The 17,192-nt window shown below is 44.9% G+C and carries 11 protein-coding genes, 2 tRNA genes and 2 rRNA genes; 2 read left to right on the top strand and 13 right to left on the bottom strand.

The window, feature by feature from the left end:
* Positions 1-57 precede the first annotated feature (57 nt).
* The 13 genes from QUD85_RS09075 to QUD85_RS09135 all read right to left on the bottom strand — a co-directional run bounded on the left by QUD85_RS09075 (position 58) and on the right by QUD85_RS09135 (position 14,743).
* A 23S ribosomal RNA gene (locus QUD85_RS09075) occupies positions 58-2,942 on the bottom strand.
* Positions 2,943-3,342: 400 nt separating this feature from the next.
* Positions 3,343-3,418 (bottom strand) — tRNA-Ala (locus tag QUD85_RS09080).
* Between the two features lie 197 nt (positions 3,419-3,615).
* Positions 3,616-3,692, bottom strand: a tRNA-Ile gene (locus QUD85_RS09085).
* Positions 3,693-3,827: 135 nt separating this feature from the next.
* Positions 3,828-5,370 (bottom strand): 16S ribosomal RNA (locus tag QUD85_RS09090).
* Together the 16S and 23S rRNA genes with 2 tRNA genes alongside form the textbook arrangement of a ribosomal RNA operon.
* Before the next feature lie 571 nt (positions 5,371-5,941).
* Positions 5,942-6,469 (bottom strand): D-glycero-beta-D-manno-heptose 1,7-bisphosphate 7-phosphatase, encoded by a 528-nt coding sequence (gene gmhB / locus QUD85_RS09095; RefSeq protein ID WP_093332272.1) that lies wholly within the window; start codon positions 6,467-6,469, stop codon positions 5,942-5,944.
* A gap of 69 nt (positions 6,470-6,538) precedes the next feature.
* A complete protein-coding gene (locus QUD85_RS09100) occupies positions 6,539-7,300 on the bottom strand; it encodes an SDR family oxidoreductase (protein ID WP_093332275.1) in 762 nt (253 codons plus the stop codon).
* A gap of 2 nt (positions 7,301-7,302) precedes the next feature.
* On the bottom strand, positions 7,303-8,187 hold the full coding sequence (gene mmsB, locus QUD85_RS09105) for a 3-hydroxyisobutyrate dehydrogenase (RefSeq protein ID WP_093332277.1): 885 nt from the start codon (positions 8,185-8,187) through the stop codon (positions 7,303-7,305).
* Between the two features lies 1 nt (position 8,188).
* The gene (locus QUD85_RS09110) at positions 8,189-9,316 is read right to left on the bottom strand and encodes an enoyl-CoA hydratase/isomerase family protein (protein ID WP_093332280.1); all 1,128 of its coding nucleotides are present in this window, start codon (positions 9,314-9,316) and stop codon (positions 8,189-8,191) included.
* 9 nt (positions 9,317-9,325) lie between these two features.
* On the bottom strand, positions 9,326-10,102 hold the full coding sequence (locus QUD85_RS09115) for an enoyl-CoA hydratase (protein ID WP_093332282.1): 777 nt from the start codon (positions 10,100-10,102) through the stop codon (positions 9,326-9,328).
* 9 nt (positions 10,103-10,111) lie between these two features.
* Positions 10,112-11,269, bottom strand: a complete 1,158-nt coding sequence (locus QUD85_RS09120; RefSeq protein ID WP_093332285.1) for an acyl-CoA dehydrogenase family protein — start codon at positions 11,267-11,269, stop codon at positions 10,112-10,114.
* A gap of 11 nt (positions 11,270-11,280) precedes the next feature.
* Complete coding sequence (locus QUD85_RS09125) at positions 11,281-12,774, bottom strand: CoA-acylating methylmalonate-semialdehyde dehydrogenase (protein WP_093332298.1); 1,494 nt, start codon at positions 12,772-12,774, stop codon at positions 11,281-11,283.
* A 92-nt stretch (positions 12,775-12,866) separates the two neighbouring features.
* On the bottom strand, positions 12,867-14,048 hold the full coding sequence (locus QUD85_RS09130) for an acetyl-CoA C-acyltransferase (RefSeq protein WP_093332300.1): 1,182 nt from the start codon (positions 14,046-14,048) through the stop codon (positions 12,867-12,869).
* A gap of 239 nt (positions 14,049-14,287) precedes the next feature.
* Entirely contained in the window at positions 14,288-14,743 is a 456-nt protein-coding gene (locus QUD85_RS09135) for an Lrp/AsnC family transcriptional regulator (RefSeq protein WP_093332303.1), read from the bottom strand.
* Positions 14,744-14,879: 136 nt separating this feature from the next.
* On the opposite strand from QUD85_RS09135, the gene QUD85_RS09140 reads away from it, so the two are divergent.
* Together QUD85_RS09140 and QUD85_RS09145 are read left to right on the top strand one after the other, a co-directional pair.
* Positions 14,880-16,052 (top strand): PrnB family protein, encoded by a 1,173-nt coding sequence (locus tag QUD85_RS09140; protein WP_093332304.1) that lies wholly within the window; start codon positions 14,880-14,882, stop codon positions 16,050-16,052.
* Positions 16,053-17,159, top strand: coding sequence for an aminotransferase class V-fold PLP-dependent enzyme (locus QUD85_RS09145; RefSeq protein ID WP_093332305.1), 1,107 nt, complete (start codon positions 16,053-16,055; stop codon positions 17,157-17,159). It abuts the gene before it with no gap.
* Positions 17,160-17,192: the final 33 nt, after the last annotated feature.

The raw sequence follows: 17,192 nt of genomic DNA on the forward strand, positions 1-17,192 counted from the left end.
AGGTCATCAGGTACCTGTCTGGAACATGGTACGTGGCCTAAATCATTTAGGTGTTGTATGGTTAAGCCTCACGGGCAATTAGTACGGGTTAGCTCAACACCTCACAGTGCTTCCACATCCCGCCTATCAACGTCGTAGTCTCCAACGACCCTTTAGGGACCTTAAAGGTCCAGTGAGAACTCATCTCAAAGCCTGTTTCCCGCTTAGATGCTTTCAGCGGTTATCAGTTCCGAACGTAGCTACCGGGCAATGCCATTGGCATGACAACCCGAACACCAGAGGTTCGTCCACTCCGGTCCTCTCGTACTAGGAGCAGCCCTCTTCAATTCTCAAACGCCCACGGCAGATAGGGACCGAACTGTCTCACGACGTTCTAAACCCAGCTCGCGTACCACTTTAAATGGCGAACAGCCATACCCTTGGGACCGACTTCAGCCCCAGGATGTGATGAGCCGACATCGAGGTGCCAAACACCGCCGTCGATATGAACTCTTGGGCGGTATCAGCCTGTTATCCCCGGAGTACCTTTTATCCGTTGAGCGATGGCCCTTCCATACAGAACCACCGGATCACTATGACCTGCTTTCGCACCTGCTCGACGTGTCTGTCTCGCAGTTAAGCTGGCTTATGCCATTGCACTAACCGTATGATGTCCGACCATACTTAGCCAACCTTCGTGCTCCTCCGTTACGCTTTGGGAGGAGACCGCCCCAGTCAAACTACCCACCAGACAGTGTCCCCAAGCCCGATAAGGGCCCTAGGTTAGAACATCACGCATACAAGGGTGGTATTTCAAGGTTGGCTCCACACAAACTGGCGTCTGCGCTTCAAAGCCTCCCACCTATCCTACACATGTAGGAGCAATGTTCACTGTCAAGCTATAGTAAAGGTTCACGGGGTCTTTCCGTCTAGCCGCGGGTATACGGCATCTTAACCGCAATTTCAATTTCACTGAGTCTCGGGTGGAGACAGTGTGGCCATGATTACGCCATTCGTGCAGGTCGGAACTTACCCGACAAGGAATTTCGCTACCTTAGGACCGTTATAGTTACGGCCGCCGTTTACCGGGGCTTCGATCATGAGCTTCGCAAAGCTAACCCAATCAATTAACCTTCCGGCACCGGGCAGGCGTCACACCGTATACGTCATCTTTCGATTTTGCACAGTGCTGTGTTTTTAATAAACAGTTCCAGCCACCTGGTTACTTCGACCGACCAAAGCTTAGGGAGCAAGTCCCATCACCCTAGCCGGCGTACCTTCTCCCGAAGTTACGGTACTATTTTGCCTAGTTCCTTCACCCGAGTTCTCTCAAGCGCCTTAGTATTCTCTACCTAACCACCTGTGTCGGTTTGGGGTACGGTTCCTATATATCTGATGCTTAGAAGCTTTTCCTGGAAGCAGGGCATCAACAGCTTCTGTTCCGTAGAACATCGTCTCGACTCTCAGCCTTAAGGCGACCCGGATTTACCTAAGTCACCAGCCTACAATCTTTCACATGGACAACCAACGCCATGCCTGCCTAGCCTTCTCCGTCCCTCCTTCGCAATATATAGAAGTACAGAAATATTAATCTGTTTCCCATCGATTACACCTTTCGGTCTCACCTTAGGGGCCGACTTACCCTGCCCTGATTAACATGGGACAGGAAACCTTGGTCTTTCGGCGAGGGGGTTTTTCACCCCCTTTATCGTTACTCATGTCAGCATTCGCACTTCTGATACCTCCAGCATGCGTTACCACACACCTTCAACGGCTTACAGAACGCTCCCCTACCACTTATCCAAAAGGATAAATCCGCAGCTTCGGTGACTAGTTTAGCCCCGTTACATCTTCCGCGCAGGCCGACTCGACTAGTGAGCTATTACGCTTTCTTTAAAGGGTGGCTGCTTCTAAGCCAACCTCCTAGCTGTCTAGGCCTTCCCACATCGTTTCCCACTTAACTAGTACTTTGGGACCTTAGCTGGCGGTCTGGGTTGTTTCCCTCTTCACTATGGACGTTAGCACCCATAGTGTGTCTCCCGGATAGCACTCATCGGTATTCGGAGTTTGCAAAGGGTTGGTAAGTCGGGATGACCCCCTAGCCTTAACAGTGCTCTACCCCCGATGGTGTTCGTCCGAGGCTCTACCTAAATAGATTTCGGGGAGAACCAGCTATCTCCCGGCTTGATTAGCCTTTCACTCCGACCCACAGGTCATCACCGCATTTTTCAACATACGTGTGTTCGGTCCTCCAGTTGGTGTTACCCAACCTTCAACCTGCCCATGGGTAGATCGCCGGGTTTCGGGTCTATGCCTTGCAACTAAACGCGCAGTTAACACTCGCTTTCGCTACGGCTCCCCTAATCGGTTAACCTTGCTACAAAACATAAGTCGCTGACCCATTATACAAAAGGTACGCAGTCACCCCGAAGGGCTTCCACTGCTTGTACGTATACGGTTTCAGGTTCTATTTCACTCCCCTCACAGGGGTTCTTTTCGCCTTTCCCTCACGGTACTGGTTCACTATCGGTCAGTTAGGAGTATTTAGCCTTGGAGGATGGTCCCCCCATATTCAGTCAACATTTCACGTGTGCCGACCTACTCGTTTTCACAAAGTGCTTGTTTTCGTGTACGGGACTATCACCCTGTATCGTTGTCCTTTCCAGAACATTCCACTAACGCACACCCGCTTAAGGGCTAATTCCCGTTCGCTCGCCGCTACTAAGGAAATCTCGGTTGATTTCTTTTCCTCGGGGTACTTAGATGTTTCAGTTCTCCCGGTTCGCCTCTTTATCCTATGAATTCAGATAAAGATACCCGCCTGATGACGGGTGGGTTTCCCCATTCAGAAATCTCAGTCTATAACGGTTTTTATCACCTCAACTGAGCTTATCGCAGATTAACACGTCTTTCATCGCCTCTAACTGCCAAGGCATCCACCATATACGCTTAGTCACTTAACCATACAACCCTAAATAATCTACCGATTATTTGCTGTAAGCTGTCAGCGATAAGGCGATAACGAAAAAATCATTAACGCTTTACGGCTAAAAACCTAAAACAACACGGATGTGTATGTGGACTGATTGCGCTCATAATGAGCTTCTTGAGTAAGAATTTTGAGAACGTCTTAATAAATTAAAACGTTATCTGATAAGTCGTTAAACTTATCGTGATACATAACAAGGAAGATTATGTATCAAGTTGGTATTTATAGCGCGACACTATAAACACCGGGTATTAATATCAGCTTTCCAAATTGTTAAAGAGCATGTTCCTTAAAGAAACTAAATCTAAATAGTCGCTCAGTTTGTTGAACTGGCCATTTAGATTTAATTTCTAGCGTAAGAGAGTATGTGAAATTGGTGGAGCTAAGCAGGATCGAACTGCTGACCTCCTGCGTGCAAGGCAGGCGCTCTCCCAGCTGAGCTATAGCCCCATATTTCTATGGCAGGTCTGAGCAGACTTGAACAAAAACAGGCCGACCTCACCGCTTTTTATAGCTTCGCGACGGGGTGCGCTCTATTGAGTATGCATGTTCTATCCAATCATTTAGGATGAATATCGTTAGTTCTTTTATGGCGACGTTTACTTTAGCTAAACGAGTCATGAAAAAATGACGATAGGCGCCTAAATTGGTAGGTCTGGGCAGACTTGAACTGCCGACCTCACCCTTATCAGGGGTGCGCTCTAACCAGCTGAGCTACAGACCTTCTGCAGTTTCATTTCTTCTCTTACATTCGTTATCAAAGCAATTTGTGTGAACACTCTTGGTACATGGATGTACCTGTGTCGATTTAACACGGATGTTATATTATCGACCGATAATGTTGTTTCACCTTTCAAGATAAGGAGGTGATCCAACCCCAGGTTCCCCTAGGGTTACCTTGTTACGACTTCACCCCAGTCATGAATCACAAAGTGGTGACCGTCCTCCCGAAGGTTAAACTAGCCACTTCTTTTGCAACCCACTCCCATGGTGTGACGGGCGGTGTGTACAAGGCCCGGGAACGTATTCACCGCGACATTCTGATTCGCGATTACTAGCGATTCCGACTTCATGGAGTCGAGTTGCAGACTCCAATCCGGACTACGACGTACTTTCTGGGATTCGCTCCACCTCGCGGTCTCGCTGCCCTCTGTATACGCCATTGTAGCACGTGTGTAGCCCATCCCGTAAGGGCCATGATGACTTGACGTCGTCCCCACCTTCCTCCGGTTTATCACCGGCAGTCTCCTTAAAGTTCCCGACATTACTCGCTGGCAAATAAGGATAAGGGTTGCGCTCGTTGCGGGACTTAACCCAACATTTCACAACACGAGCTGACGACAGCCATGCAGCACCTGTCTCAGAGTTCCCGAAGGCACTAATCTATCTCTAGAAAATTCTCTGGATGTCAAGGGATGGTAAGGTTCTTCGCGTTGCATCGAATTAAACCACATGCTCCACCGCTTGTGCGGGCCCCCGTCAATTCATTTGAGTTTTAACCTTGCGGCCGTACTCCCCAGGCGGTCAACTTAGCGCGTTAGCTACGTCACCCACGCATCAAGTGCACAGACAACTAGTTGACATCGTTTACGGCGTGGACTACCAGGGTATCTAATCCTGTTTGCTCCCCACGCTTTCGTGCCTCAGCGTCAGTATTTGTCCAGGTGGCCGCCTTCGCCACTGATGTTCCTTCCAATCTCTACGCATTTCACCGCTACACTGGAAATTCCACCACCCTCTACAATACTCTAGTCACACAGTTTCAAATGCAGTTCCGAGGTTGAGCCCCGGGCTTTCACATCTGACTTATGTAACCGCCTACGCACGCTTTACGCCCAGTAATTCCGATTAACGCTCGCACCCTCCGTATTACCGCGGCTGCTGGCACGGAGTTAGCCGGTGCTTCTTCTGTTGCTAACGTCACAGCTAGCAGGTATTAACTACTAACCTTTCCTCACAACTGAAAGTGCTTTACAACCCGAAGGCCTTCTTCACACACGCGGCATGGCTGCATCAGGGTTTCCCCCATTGTGCAATATTCCCCACTGCTGCCTCCCGTAGGAGTCTGGGCCGTGTCTCAGTCCCAGTGTGGCTGATCATCCTCTCAAACCAGCTAGAGATCGTCGCCTTGGTAGGCCATTACCCCACCAACTAGCTAATCTCACTTGGGCTAATCAAAAGGCGAAAGGTCCGAAGAGCCCCTCCTTTGGTCCGTAGACATTATGCGGTATTAGCAGTCGTTTCCAACTGTTGTCCCCCACCTTATGGCATATTCCCAAGCATTACTCACCCGTCCGCCGCTCGACGCCAGAGGTGCAAGCACCTCTTCGTTTCCGCTCGACTTGCATGTGTTAAGCCTGCCGCCAGCGTTCAATCTGAGCCATGATCAAACTCTTCAATTAAAATCGTTTGTGTATCGATAAATCGATACGATGCTCAATGAATATTAATCGTCTCCGCTTTTAAAAAAAGCAGAAGCAAAAAACTGACAAAAGCGCCTAATCAATAAAATTATTGATTTAGACTTTGTGTCACTCACTGAGTTAATTATTTGGTAAAACCAACATTAACGTGAGTGCCCACACAAATTGCTTGATAACTATTTGTTAAAGAACGATTCTTGCGAATCTCGCTAAACATCACACTCGTGTTCAGCGTGTGCTCTACCGTTGAGAGCGGATGCGCATTTTACGCGTCCCTGTTTTGATGTCAACCTTTTTCACAAAAAAACTTTAATTTATTTTGTGAGGTTTTGTTAACTGCTTAATAACCATATTTGCTTACTAAACTTATCAAAACCGACCTTTCGTCATCCTGACTCGGCCTAATAAGTATTTCCTATACAAAACCTTCTTGGCTTGTCCCCGAGAAGTGGATGCGCATTTTAGGGATTTTTTGGGTCAATGCAACCCCTTTTTTAAAGTTTTGGTTTATTTGCTTGTTTAATGAACAAAACAGGGGGCAACTTGTGCTTTATAGTGGGATATCGTGTAAAGATTCCACAATAGTATCTTGAAAAGGGTTGGCTAAGGGATAATTTGTTCGCAGCAGATAACGTTTTTCAATACCGACTTTTTGAGCAGCTTCCATATCACTATCTTTATCACCAATATAGATTGACTGGAGGAAGTCGATATTGTTTTGCTCTTTGGCCTGTATAAGCATGCCAGGCGCTGGTTTGCGACATTCGCAACTGGTTAGATACTTGCCTTTACCTTTTGTGGGATGATGAGGACAAAAATAAGTAGCGCTCACCTCGATTCCTTTTTGAGCAAAGGCAGCATGAATCCATTCAGTCAACGCGGTAAAATCATCTTCGCTGTAGTAACCACGCCCAATACCTGATTGATTCGTCACCATGATAATTTTATAGCCCTGCTGATAGGCTTTTTTGCACAAAGCAAAGATACCTTCAACAAATTCAATATCTGCAATGTTATGCACATATCCTTTGTCGATATTTACGATACCATCTCTGTCTAAAAACAGTGCTTTGTTCACTTATTTATCTCTAGGTACAAAAAAGGTGAGAAAACCTCACCTTTTAATCTTCACATTGATGTCAGTGTATTACATTGACAATCCACCGTCTATTTCAACCACTCGGCCAGTAAAGAATTCGTTTTCGAAAATATACTGTACGGTATGGGCAATCTCTTCTGCTTCCCCTAAACGTCCTACAGGTTTCATTTTCTCTAAACGCTCTCTCATTTCTGGTTTCATCGCATCTGTCATCGCTGTACGAATGACACCTGGTGCAATTGCGCCAACACGAATACCAAATCGCCCTAGTTCTCTAGCCCAAGTTGTCGTCATTGCCACTACGCCCGCTTTTGACGCAGAGTAGTTAGTTTGTCCCATATTGCCGCCACGTGCGATAGAAGACATATTAATAATGACGCCTTTGCGATTATTTTCAATCATATGGACCGCTGCTTCTCGACCACATAAAAATACGCCAGTTAAGTTAACGTCAATCACAGATTGAAACTGATCAAGCGACATTTTTTTCACGACTTGACCGTCTTTCGCTTTTACAAACATGCCATCACGCAAAATTCCTGCGTTGTTGATCAAGCCGTCAAAGCCATTAAAATCCTTGTTAATCGCATTAAACGTTGCTTCAACTTCAGCTTCTTGCGTTACATTTGCAACATAGCTTCTAGCACTCGAGCCTTGCGCTTCAATCAAGGTGATAGTTTCTTCCAACATATCTTGATTTACATCGATGAGGGCTAGTTTTGCACCATGTTTAGCCAAATTAACGGCCATAGCACGACCTAAACCTTGGCCACCGCCGGTAATAACGATAACTTTATCTTGTAACTGCATGACTAGTCCTTATTAAATAACGTAAAAATACTTGAAAAATCTTTGTTGCCGTTGTCTTTTGCGTGCACAGCGTAAAGACTTCTTGCAAGCGCTCCCATTGGTGTTGACGAATGGCTTTCTAACGCTGCTTCCATTGCAAGGCCTAGGTCTTTTGCCATTAAGTCGACCATAAAGCCACCTTGATAATCATTCGATGAAGGTACATTTTCCATCACATCAGGGCACGGGTTGTAAACATCTAATGTCCAGTTGCTGCCTGAGCTTTTACTCATAATTTCAGATAACACAGCAGGATCTAACCCATGAGCAATACCTAAATTTAACGCTTCGCTAGTACCCACCATGAGTACAGACAACAGCATGTTATTACATACTTTAGCTATCTGGCCTGCTCCATGCTCTCCTGCATGAAAAAGGTTTTTCCCCATAACATTAAGTACGGTTTTTGCTCGTTCAAAGCTATCTGAACTGCCACCTACCATAAAACTTAGCGTGCCAGCTGCAGCGCCAGCAACACCACCGGAAACTGGCGCATCAATAAAATCGATGCCTTTTTCTGATAGCCCTTGTGCCACCTCTTTCGCACTGCTAGCGTCGATAGTCGATGAATCTATAACTAGTGCGCCTGTTTTTATATATTCAGACAAACCATCTTGCCCCAAGTACAACGCCTTAACGTGCTTACCTGCAGGCAACATAGACACGATAAAATCCGCATCTTTAACACTTTCTTGCGCACTGTTAGCTTTGTTGGCGCCTTCGCTAACAACCACTTGTATAGCTTGTTCGCTTAGGTCAAAAACTGAGACGCTATGACCTGCTTTGACTAAATTTACGGCCATCGGGCCACCCATATTACCTAGTCCAATAAATGCTACATTTGCCATTTTATTCTCCACCTAAACTAGCCAAAGGGTGCACTGATGACTGCCATGCATCCTCAAAAAACCATTCAATGGTTTTTACATCGACATCTGTTATTTGCTTAAACGCCCAATTTGGTTGGTTGTCTTTATCAATTAATAGCGCTCTAACACCCTCTTGAAACTCACCAAACTCAGCGCTTCGCGCGCCCAAGTTGAGCTCCATTTTAAAGCAATCTGCCAGTGACATATCTTTGCCGTTAGCCAACTGATTAAACACAATAGCAGCGCTTAATTTACTGCCATGTTTAAGCCCTGCTTGAGCTTTGTTGAACCACTTGCTATCAATGTCTAGCGACACTATTTTCTCGTAAACCGAAACAACATCATCGCCTTGGCATACGTCGTCAATATACACTTGATGCGCCTCAACTTGTGCTGCAGGCATCTCTGACTTTGCCTCTGCATAGAAACTATCAAGTACTGTTGAAAGTAGCACATGGTTCTCGGTTGCAGTCGTTTGCCAATTATTGTTTATAAGCGCATCGAACAGCGCTTCTTTTTGCTCATCTAGCATAAAGTAGTTTGCTAGCTTGGTATAAATGGCATCACTGCTGTTAACAGAAGCACCCGTTAAACCTAAAAACAAACCACTTTTACCAGGCATTTTGTTGAGGAAATAGCTACCGCCAACGTCAGGAAAGAGGCCTATCGTCACTTCCGGCATAGCAATACGAGAAGTATTGGTGACCACTCGATGGCTCGCACCAGCTAACAAGCCAAGTCCACCGCCCATAACGATACCGCTGCCCCAAACTAAAACAGGCTTAGCAAACTGGTGAATGTTAAAATCTAATTGGTATTCTTCAGCAAAATAGCTGGCAGGATTAAAATCAGGTGTCTGCTCCGGTGACACCATGGCTTTATACAAACTAACCACGTCTCCGCCAGCACAAAAAGCTCGGTCACCACTCCCCTGGAGAACAACCAACGCTATCGAATCATCAGATTGCCATTGTTCAAAAGCTGGCGACAATAGGCGAATCATATCCAGGTTTAGCGCGTTCAACGCTTTCGGTGCATTTAAGGTTGCAACGGCGATTTTTTTACCGTTGTTTGTCATAAGTTCTTCAAAAAGGACACTCTCTGACATGCTACTCTCCTAAGCGTTTTTCCACACTGCTTTTCTTTTTTCTAAAAACGCGGCAACGCCTTCTTTTTGATCTTGGCTGTCAAACAAATCAACAAATGCAGCTCTTTCGCTAGGTAAAGCACTTCGAATAGGCTGGTGTCTGTGTTGTTGAATAAGTGATTTACACGCAGCGACCGCTACCGGGCTTTGATTTGCCACTTTGCTAGCAAGTGCCAATGCTGCGGTTAAAGAGGTTTTGGCTTCTACCACCTCTTCAACTAAGCCAATACTCAGTGCTTGTTGCGCATCGATGCGCTCACCACAAAGGATCATACGTTTCGTCCAACCTTCACCCACTAAGATTTGTAGGTTCTGCGTTCCACCTGCACAAGGTAGTAGCCCTACCGTAGCTTCTGGCAACGCCATTACAGCATGTGCCTCGGCAATACGAATATCACAAGCTAGTGCGACCTCTAGTCCGCCACCCATGGCATAGCCATTGATAGCGGCGATAGAAACGCCGCGAAAATCTGACAAGGTTTCAAAGGCCTTGCCAAAAATCTCTGCCATATCCGCTGCTACTTGTTTGTCGCCGTCGGCAAACACATTTAGGTCGGCGCCGGCAGAAAAGAATTTTTCTCCGCTACCCGTTACTACTAGCGCATAGATATCTTTGTCTTGATTTAGGCCTTCAACCATTTCTGCAAGCATAGACAAGCTTTCATGTGTCCATGTATGGGCTGGCGGATTATTAAAGGTAATGACCGCGGTATTGCCTTGTTTTTCTAGAATCAATGAATCGCTCATACGTTATCCTTACAAAATATCGCCAGCACCTTCGGCCAACAGACGGCGGCCAATAATGACGCGCATAATTTCGTTTGTCCCTTCAAGAATCTGATGCACACGTACATCTCTGAAATGACGTTCTAGCGGATATTCTTTGATATACCCGTAGCCACCATGCAATTGAAGGGCATCGTCACACACTTTAAAGCCAACGTCCGTAGCAAATCGCTTAGCCATGGCGCAGTAAGCTGTTTTCTCTGGGTCATTAGTATCAAGTTTAAATGCTGCTAGCCTCACCATTTGGCGCGCGGCTACTAATTCTGTGGCCATATCCGCCAGTTTAAATTGTAGTCCTTGAAAGGCCGCAATTTGCTTACCGAATTGCTCACGTTCTTGCATGTAGGCTTTCGCCGTATCTAGTGCCTGTTGCGCAGTGCCGATAGAACAAGTTGCGATATTAATACGCCCGCCATCTAAACCTTTCATTGCAAAGGTAAAGCCTTGACCTTCTTCACCCAACAGGTTTGCAACTGGAATACGTACGTTATCAAAAGTGATTAGCTTTGTTGGTTGGGCGTTCCACCCCATTTTCTCTTCAGATTTACCATAAATCACGCCTTCTGCGTCAGCTGGAATAACCACGGCAGAAATACCTTTTGGCCCAGCTTCACCGGTGCGCACCATAACAACCAATACGTCTGTTTCACCTGCGCCAGAGATAAACATCTTTGAACCGTTAATGATGTAATCATCACCATCTCGTTTTGCAGACGTGCGCAGTGAAGCAGCATCCGAACCACTGCCAGGTTCTGTTAAGCAATAAGACGCAAGTTTTTCACCGGTTACCAAGCTTGGACACCACTGTGCTTTAACATCTTCTGTTGCCCATGATGCAATCATCCATGTCGCCATATTATGAATAGTTAACATCGCTGTTGTTGCCGTGCAGCCCATTGATAAATACTCAAAGATAATTGAACTGTCGAGACGCGATAGCCCTAGACCGCCTGCCTCTTCTGGCGTGTATAAGGCACAAAAGCCTAATTCACCTGCTTTTTGAATAACATCTTTTGGAAAATGGTGCTCGGCATCCCATTTCGCGGCAAAAGGCGCAAGCTCAGCTTCTGCAAATTGTTTTGCCGTGTCGGCAAACATTTGTTGTTCTTCGTTTAAATTAAAATCCATAACAGCCTCACTTATCTCAAGTTAATACTCATGTTAGGACCACTAGCTGGAATATCGTTGTCAAACCAGCGCGCCGTTATTGTTTTGGTTTCTGTGTAGAACTTAACGGCTTGTTTACCATATGCATGTTGGTCACCCGCAAATGATCCTCTCCAACCAGTAAATGAGAAGAAAGGTAATGGCACTGGAATAGGAATATTGATACCAACTTGCCCTACTAGGATGTTATGTTGATACTTGCGCGCCGCACCACCTGAATTAGTAAAAATTGAGGTACCGTTGCCGTAAGGGTTATTGTTAATTAGTTCGATAGCTTCATCCAAGCTATCTACGTTCATGGTTAAAAATACTGGACCAAAGATTTCTTCTTTGTAGATGTCCATGTCCGCTTTAACATCAGTAAACATGGTTGGGCCAACCCAGTTTCCATTCGGGTAACCTTCCACCTCGATATCTGAACCGTCCAATACGCAGTTAGCGTCTTCATTTTTACCTGTTTCAATCAGCGATAAAATACGCGCTTTTGCTTGTGGCGTAATTTGTGGACCGTAAGCCGCCTCTGGATCACTGTAGTGCCCTGGGCGTACCGCTGCTAGTTTTTCTTTAATTTCAGGAATCCATTGTTGTGCTTCACCTACAAAAACACCAACAGAAATTGCCATACAACGCTGACCGGCAGCACCCACTGACGCGCCAACAATATTGTTGATAACCGCATCTTTGTTAGCGTCTGGCATTACAACCATGTGATTTTTAGCACCTAAAAACGCTTGAACACGCTTCATGTTATCTGTGCCTTTTTTGTAGATATACTGACCAACACCCACTGAACCGACAAATGAAATCGCCTTAATCACTGGATTTTCAAGTAGTTCATCTACTTGTGGCTTGGTGCCATGCACTACTTGCAGAACACCTTTTGGCGCGCCTGCTTGTTCAAACAATTCAACTAATCGCATAGGCGTTAATGGATCTTGCTCTGACGGCTTCAAAATAAAGGTATTACCACAAGCAATCGCGAGCGGGAACATCCACAATGGGATCATCGCTGGGAAATTAAATGGTGTAATACCTGCACAAACGCCAAGTGGCTGAGTGTAGCTATAGGTGTCTATGTTGCGTGCAACATTTTCAACAGTTTCGCCCATTAACATTGAAGGAATATTAGCAGCATGTTCTACCACTTCGATACCACGCCATACGTCACCCATAGCGTCTTCGTGTGTTTTACCTAATTCTTCGCAAATAATGCCTGCTAATTCTTCTTGATGTTCTTTCAAAAGAGCACCATAACGCATCATTACACGTGCACGCTCTGGAACAGCAACTTCTTTCCACGTAGCAAACGCCTTTTCAGCACTGGCAATTGCGGCAGCCATTTCCGCATCAGTGGCACAAGGTACTTGTGCTATAACTTCTTGCGTTGCTGGATTGGTTACGTCGATCCATTCATTGGATGTTGATTGAATAAACTCACCATCAATAAATAAAGGTACTTTTTTCATTGGGTTTCTCTACTGTTGTAATAATCTAATAATTTTAAAAAGGACGCTTTCGCGTCCTCCTTGATAGTTTTAACCCTGTGTAATTTAGAAGATTAAACTTCTAATGCGATTGCGGTTGCTTCACCGCCACCTATACACAGAGAAGCAACGCCTTTCGTTAGCCCTTTATTTTTAAGAGCATGAATAAGCGTTACTATAATTCTAGCGCCACTCGCGCCAATTGGGTGACCAAGTGCACAAGCACCACCATTGATGTTTACTTTGCTTGCATCAAGGTCTAGTTCTTTCATCGCCAGCATGGTTACCATGGCAAACGCTTCGTTAATTTCATACAAATCAACGTCGTCCTTACTCCAACCAGATTTCTCAAACAATTTTGTTAATGCGCCAACAGGAGCTACAGTGAAATCTTCTGGCTTTTGAGCATGCGTTGCATGAGCAACAACTTTACAAAGAGGCGTTAAACCTAAACTTTGCGCTTTTGATGCCTTCATCATGACAAGTGCTGCTGCACCGTCTGATATTGAACTAGAGTTAGCTGCCGTAATGGTACCGTCTTTTTTAAAAGCGGCTCTAAGCGATGGTATTTTTTCTGGACGCGCGTTTCCTGGTTGCTCATCAGTATCAACAACCACGTCACCTTTTCTGGTTTTAACAGTAACTGGTGCTACTTCATTTTTAAACGCACCTGATTCGATTGCGCTTTGCGCTCTTGATAATGAACGCAATGCAAACTCATCCATTTGTTCACGCGTAAAATGTGCATCATCTGCAGTACCTTGAGCAAAACAGCCCATAGCAAGGCCATCATATGCATTTTCAAGACCATCCATCATCATGTGGTCAAACACTTTGCCATGTCCCATACGCATACCACTACGAGCATTTGGTAACATATAAGGTGCATTTGACATGCTTTCCATACCACCTGCAACGGCAACGTCAATCGAACCCGCTAAAAGCGCATCATGAGCCATCATTGCAGATTTCATACCTGAGCCACACACTTTATTTATTGTCGTACAAACAGTGCTTAATGCTAAGTTAGCACCTAATGCGGCTTGACGAGCCGGAGCTTGTTTCAGCCCTGCAGGCAGTACACAGCCCATAATCACTTCGTCAACTGCATCATTGCTTAAACCCGCTGATTTCACAGCGCTTTCTATAGCAACGCTACCTAATTCTGTAGCAGTTACAGCCGATAAGGCCCCTTGAAAACCACCCATTGGTGTTCGGTTTGCTGCAACAATTACGATTGGATCTTGTAAAGACATACTATTTACCTTCCTGTCATCTTGATTTTAGATTAACTCAAATTTACCTTTACGCCAACGTAAACGTAAACATCAGAACTTAGAGCCAACTAAGCTGGTGCTTTTTCAACCACAACCTTAGATAGGCCAATAAAATCAATGACCTTAGCAAATATTGATAGGCTTAACTGTGCTACTTTAGATCCGCATTTGTAAGGATTTCATTACAACAATATTTGGAATTTAGAGAATATGCGGATTTATTTGAGTGGTAAGGTATTTTTCGAGAAGGTTTGTTTTAGCACAACAGTTGATTCTATTGCAGCTATGGTATTGACGTTACCTAGCGATTTTTTAACAAACAGTTCATAGTCTTCAAGGGATGCGGCAACAATTTTCAGCAAGTAATCGTGACTACCAGAAATCGTGCAACACTCAATAATATTATCGAGTTCAAACATCGCTTGTTCAAACTGCTGGCCGAAATCTTCAGTATTCGCTTTTAACTTAACAAAGGCATATACCAATACGTTTAAGCCAATTTTTTTATCATTGAGTACCGCATTATAGCTGGCAATAATGCCCTCTTGTTCAAGCTTTTTAACCCGTCTTACACAGGGGGTGTCTGACAAATTCACACGATTGGCTAGCTCTGAAAGCGATATGCGTCCATATTGCTGCAAGATATGCAGAATTTCTTTATCCTTAGCATCCATTGAGTTATTTCCACCAAATAAATAGATTTATGTAGTGAATTAAACCAACAAAGCGTTAAAAAATCCAACTTAATAGTGAAAATAGCCGATCTCACCTTGTTATAATTAACTAAAAATCTACTGGCATCTACACACTATGACTGAAAACACATTGGCCTTTGATCAATGGATCCGCACTAGGTTTGTTGAACTAAACACTGAATTAGAGTTGTTATATAAACAACAAAATGACCGAGCAAATGTCGTAGGTATTGGTGACAACCTTAAGCAGACTTTAGAGCAAGAAGGTAACGCCCTTATTGCAAAACTTGTCTCTGAAGGAAATACAGATGAGGGCTTTGACGCAGCGTTTGACCTGTTAGGTAACGTTGGGCTTTTTATGGCTGCTTGTCGTCGCCACGAAATTACAGAACCATCAAGAGAGCGCACCTCTCCTCTTGTTGAAGCATCTACTTTAGCTATGCATATAGGCAGCTCTATTGGCGTGACGCCAAGATTTGCTACAGCTCATCTCTGCACACACAACAAAGCGGTAGATGGCAAATACAAACGGTTTACTGATTTAATCGATGAAAAGGTGTTTATTGATTACAACACCAAAGGCATTCTAGGTTTCAAACGAGCTGCGGACGCGCTGCTAAAAATTCTTCCTTTGGGCATTTCACACCCAATAAGCCTTGATTTACTGCAATGTGCGAAAGTTGCATTAGAAGACGTGTTGTCTTCCAATCAAACCTTGTTTGATACATTAGATGACGATGAATTCTTCTATGCCGTGCGACCATACTACAAACCTTATCGCGTCGGCTCTCAAGTATACCGCGGTGCAAATGCCGGGGATTTTGCCGGTATCAATGTAGTCGATATGCTACTTGGTTTATGTTTTGCCAATGAACAAAGCTACTCTCAAATGCTGGTCGATAAGTTTCTTTACATGATGCCAGAAGATCAACAAATACTGCGAGATTGTATGCGCAGAACCAGTCTTATGGATGAGTTTCTAGCGCAAGCAAAACACGCTAACCAGCCTTGGTTTCAGCAACATTTGTCAATGTTCCTATCTGTGTGTGAAGCACACGGAGAAACAGCCATTCAGCATCACAATCAACTGGTCAACAAATACATCGAAAAGCCTGCTGAAGTCATGGAAAGTCAACATTTAGAAAAAGTAACCGCTAGTGGTCCCCCACTATCCGTTTTACTTAATTCGCTCGAAAAATTAAGAGATCGCCGATGCGCAGCGGACAGAGATGACATTAGAACGCGCTTTCAAGATATCCATTCATTAAAAGCGTTGTTGGAGAGTTAAATGAAAGCGAAAGACTTTTGTCTGCCTGATGGCACTTACCTTTTAAACCACTCTGTTGGCAGACCATTAAAAACAGCGGAGCAAGCGTTCAAACAGAGCTTTCTGTCGCCGTGGCAACAAGGTGATAGCGAGCCTTGGCAAGATTGGCTTAGTAATATTGATGCGTTTACAGACGCTTTGGCCAATTTGTTTAACACAGATGCCAAGTTGTTTTGTCCTCAGGTAAACCTTTCAAGCGCTTTGACTAAAATCATGATGTCTCATCCCAGATTTACACAGGGGTGCAAAATATTGATGTCGGAGCAAGACTTCCCTTCGATGGGTTTTGCCTTGCAAAAATCACTGCCAAGCAATAGCGAAATTGTCTATATTCCGCGCGAATTGGATATTACAAATACAGATGTCTGGGCATCCTATCTAACAAGCGATATCGATGCCGTGTTTGTAAGTCACGTTTATTCCAATACCGGTCAGTCCGCGCCGCTGCAGTCAATCGTAGATAACGCCAGAAAACTGGACATTTTTTCTATTGTCGACGTTGCGCAATCGGCCGGCATACTGCCACTAGATCTCACTCAACTTTCACCTAGTTTTTTAACTGGCTCCAGCGTTAAATGGTTGTGCTCTGGCCCAGGTGCTGCATATTTGTGGGTAAATGAAGATATCCTTGATCAATGCCAGCCAAAGGATGTCGGTTGGTTCTCGCATAGCAACCCATTTGAGTTTGATATTCATGCCTTTAACTACCATGAATCTGCCTTAAAGTTTTGGGGAGGTACTCCTTCTATTGCCCCATTTGCACTTGCTGCTCACGCAATCAACTATTTCGCCTCTTTGAAGCCTGGTGAGTTATTGGCCCATAATCGTATGCTTCAAAATCAGCTCATTGATGCTTTACCTGACGCCGTGGTTTCACCAAAACAAGAAGAGAAGCGCAGTGGTACTGTCATCTTAAACTTTAGCGACAACACCGCTATGCTCGACAACCTGCGTAAACACACTATCGCCGCTGATTGTCGCAGCCATGGCATAAGAATATCACCACACATCTATAACACAGAACAAGATATTCACGCCGTCATCAGTGCAATAAAACACGATAAATAGGCTTACTTCCGTTTACCACCTCCACATTACATT

It is taken from the genome of Thalassotalea agarivorans (assembly GCF_030295955.1).
In the GTDB taxonomy this organism is placed as follows: Bacteria; Pseudomonadota; Gammaproteobacteria; order Enterobacterales; family Alteromonadaceae; genus Thalassotalea_D; species Thalassotalea_D agarivorans.

Bases quoted from the DNA above. Each gene is read 5' to 3' on its own strand.
- QUD85_RS09100 (WP_093332275.1), bottom strand. From the start codon at position 7,300: ATGCAGTTACAAGATAAAGTTATCGTTATTACCGGCGGTGGCCAAGGT.
- mmsB (WP_093332277.1), bottom strand. From the start codon at position 8,187: ATGGCAAATGTAGCATTTATTGGACTAGGTAATATGGGTGGCCCGATG.
- QUD85_RS09110 (WP_093332280.1), bottom strand. From the start codon at position 9,316: ATGTCAGAGAGTGTCCTTTTTGAAGAACTTATGACAAACAACGGTAAA.
- QUD85_RS09115 (WP_093332282.1), bottom strand. From the start codon at position 10,102: ATGAGCGATTCATTGATTCTAGAAAAACAAGGCAATACCGCGGTCATT.
- QUD85_RS09120 (WP_093332285.1), bottom strand. From the start codon at position 11,269: ATGGATTTTAATTTAAACGAAGAACAACAAATGTTTGCCGACACGGCA.
- QUD85_RS09125 (WP_093332298.1), bottom strand. From the start codon at position 12,774: ATGAAAAAAGTACCTTTATTTATTGATGGTGAGTTTATTCAATCAACA.
- QUD85_RS09130 (WP_093332300.1), bottom strand. From the start codon at position 14,048: ATGTCTTTACAAGATCCAATCGTAATTGTTGCAGCAAACCGAACACCA.
- QUD85_RS09135 (WP_093332303.1), bottom strand. From the start codon at position 14,743: ATGGATGCTAAGGATAAAGAAATTCTGCATATCTTGCAGCAATATGGA.
- QUD85_RS09140 (WP_093332304.1), top strand. From the start codon at position 14,880: ATGACTGAAAACACATTGGCCTTTGATCAATGGATCCGCACTAGGTTT.
- QUD85_RS09145 (WP_093332305.1), top strand. From the start codon at position 16,053: ATGAAAGCGAAAGACTTTTGTCTGCCTGATGGCACTTACCTTTTAAAC.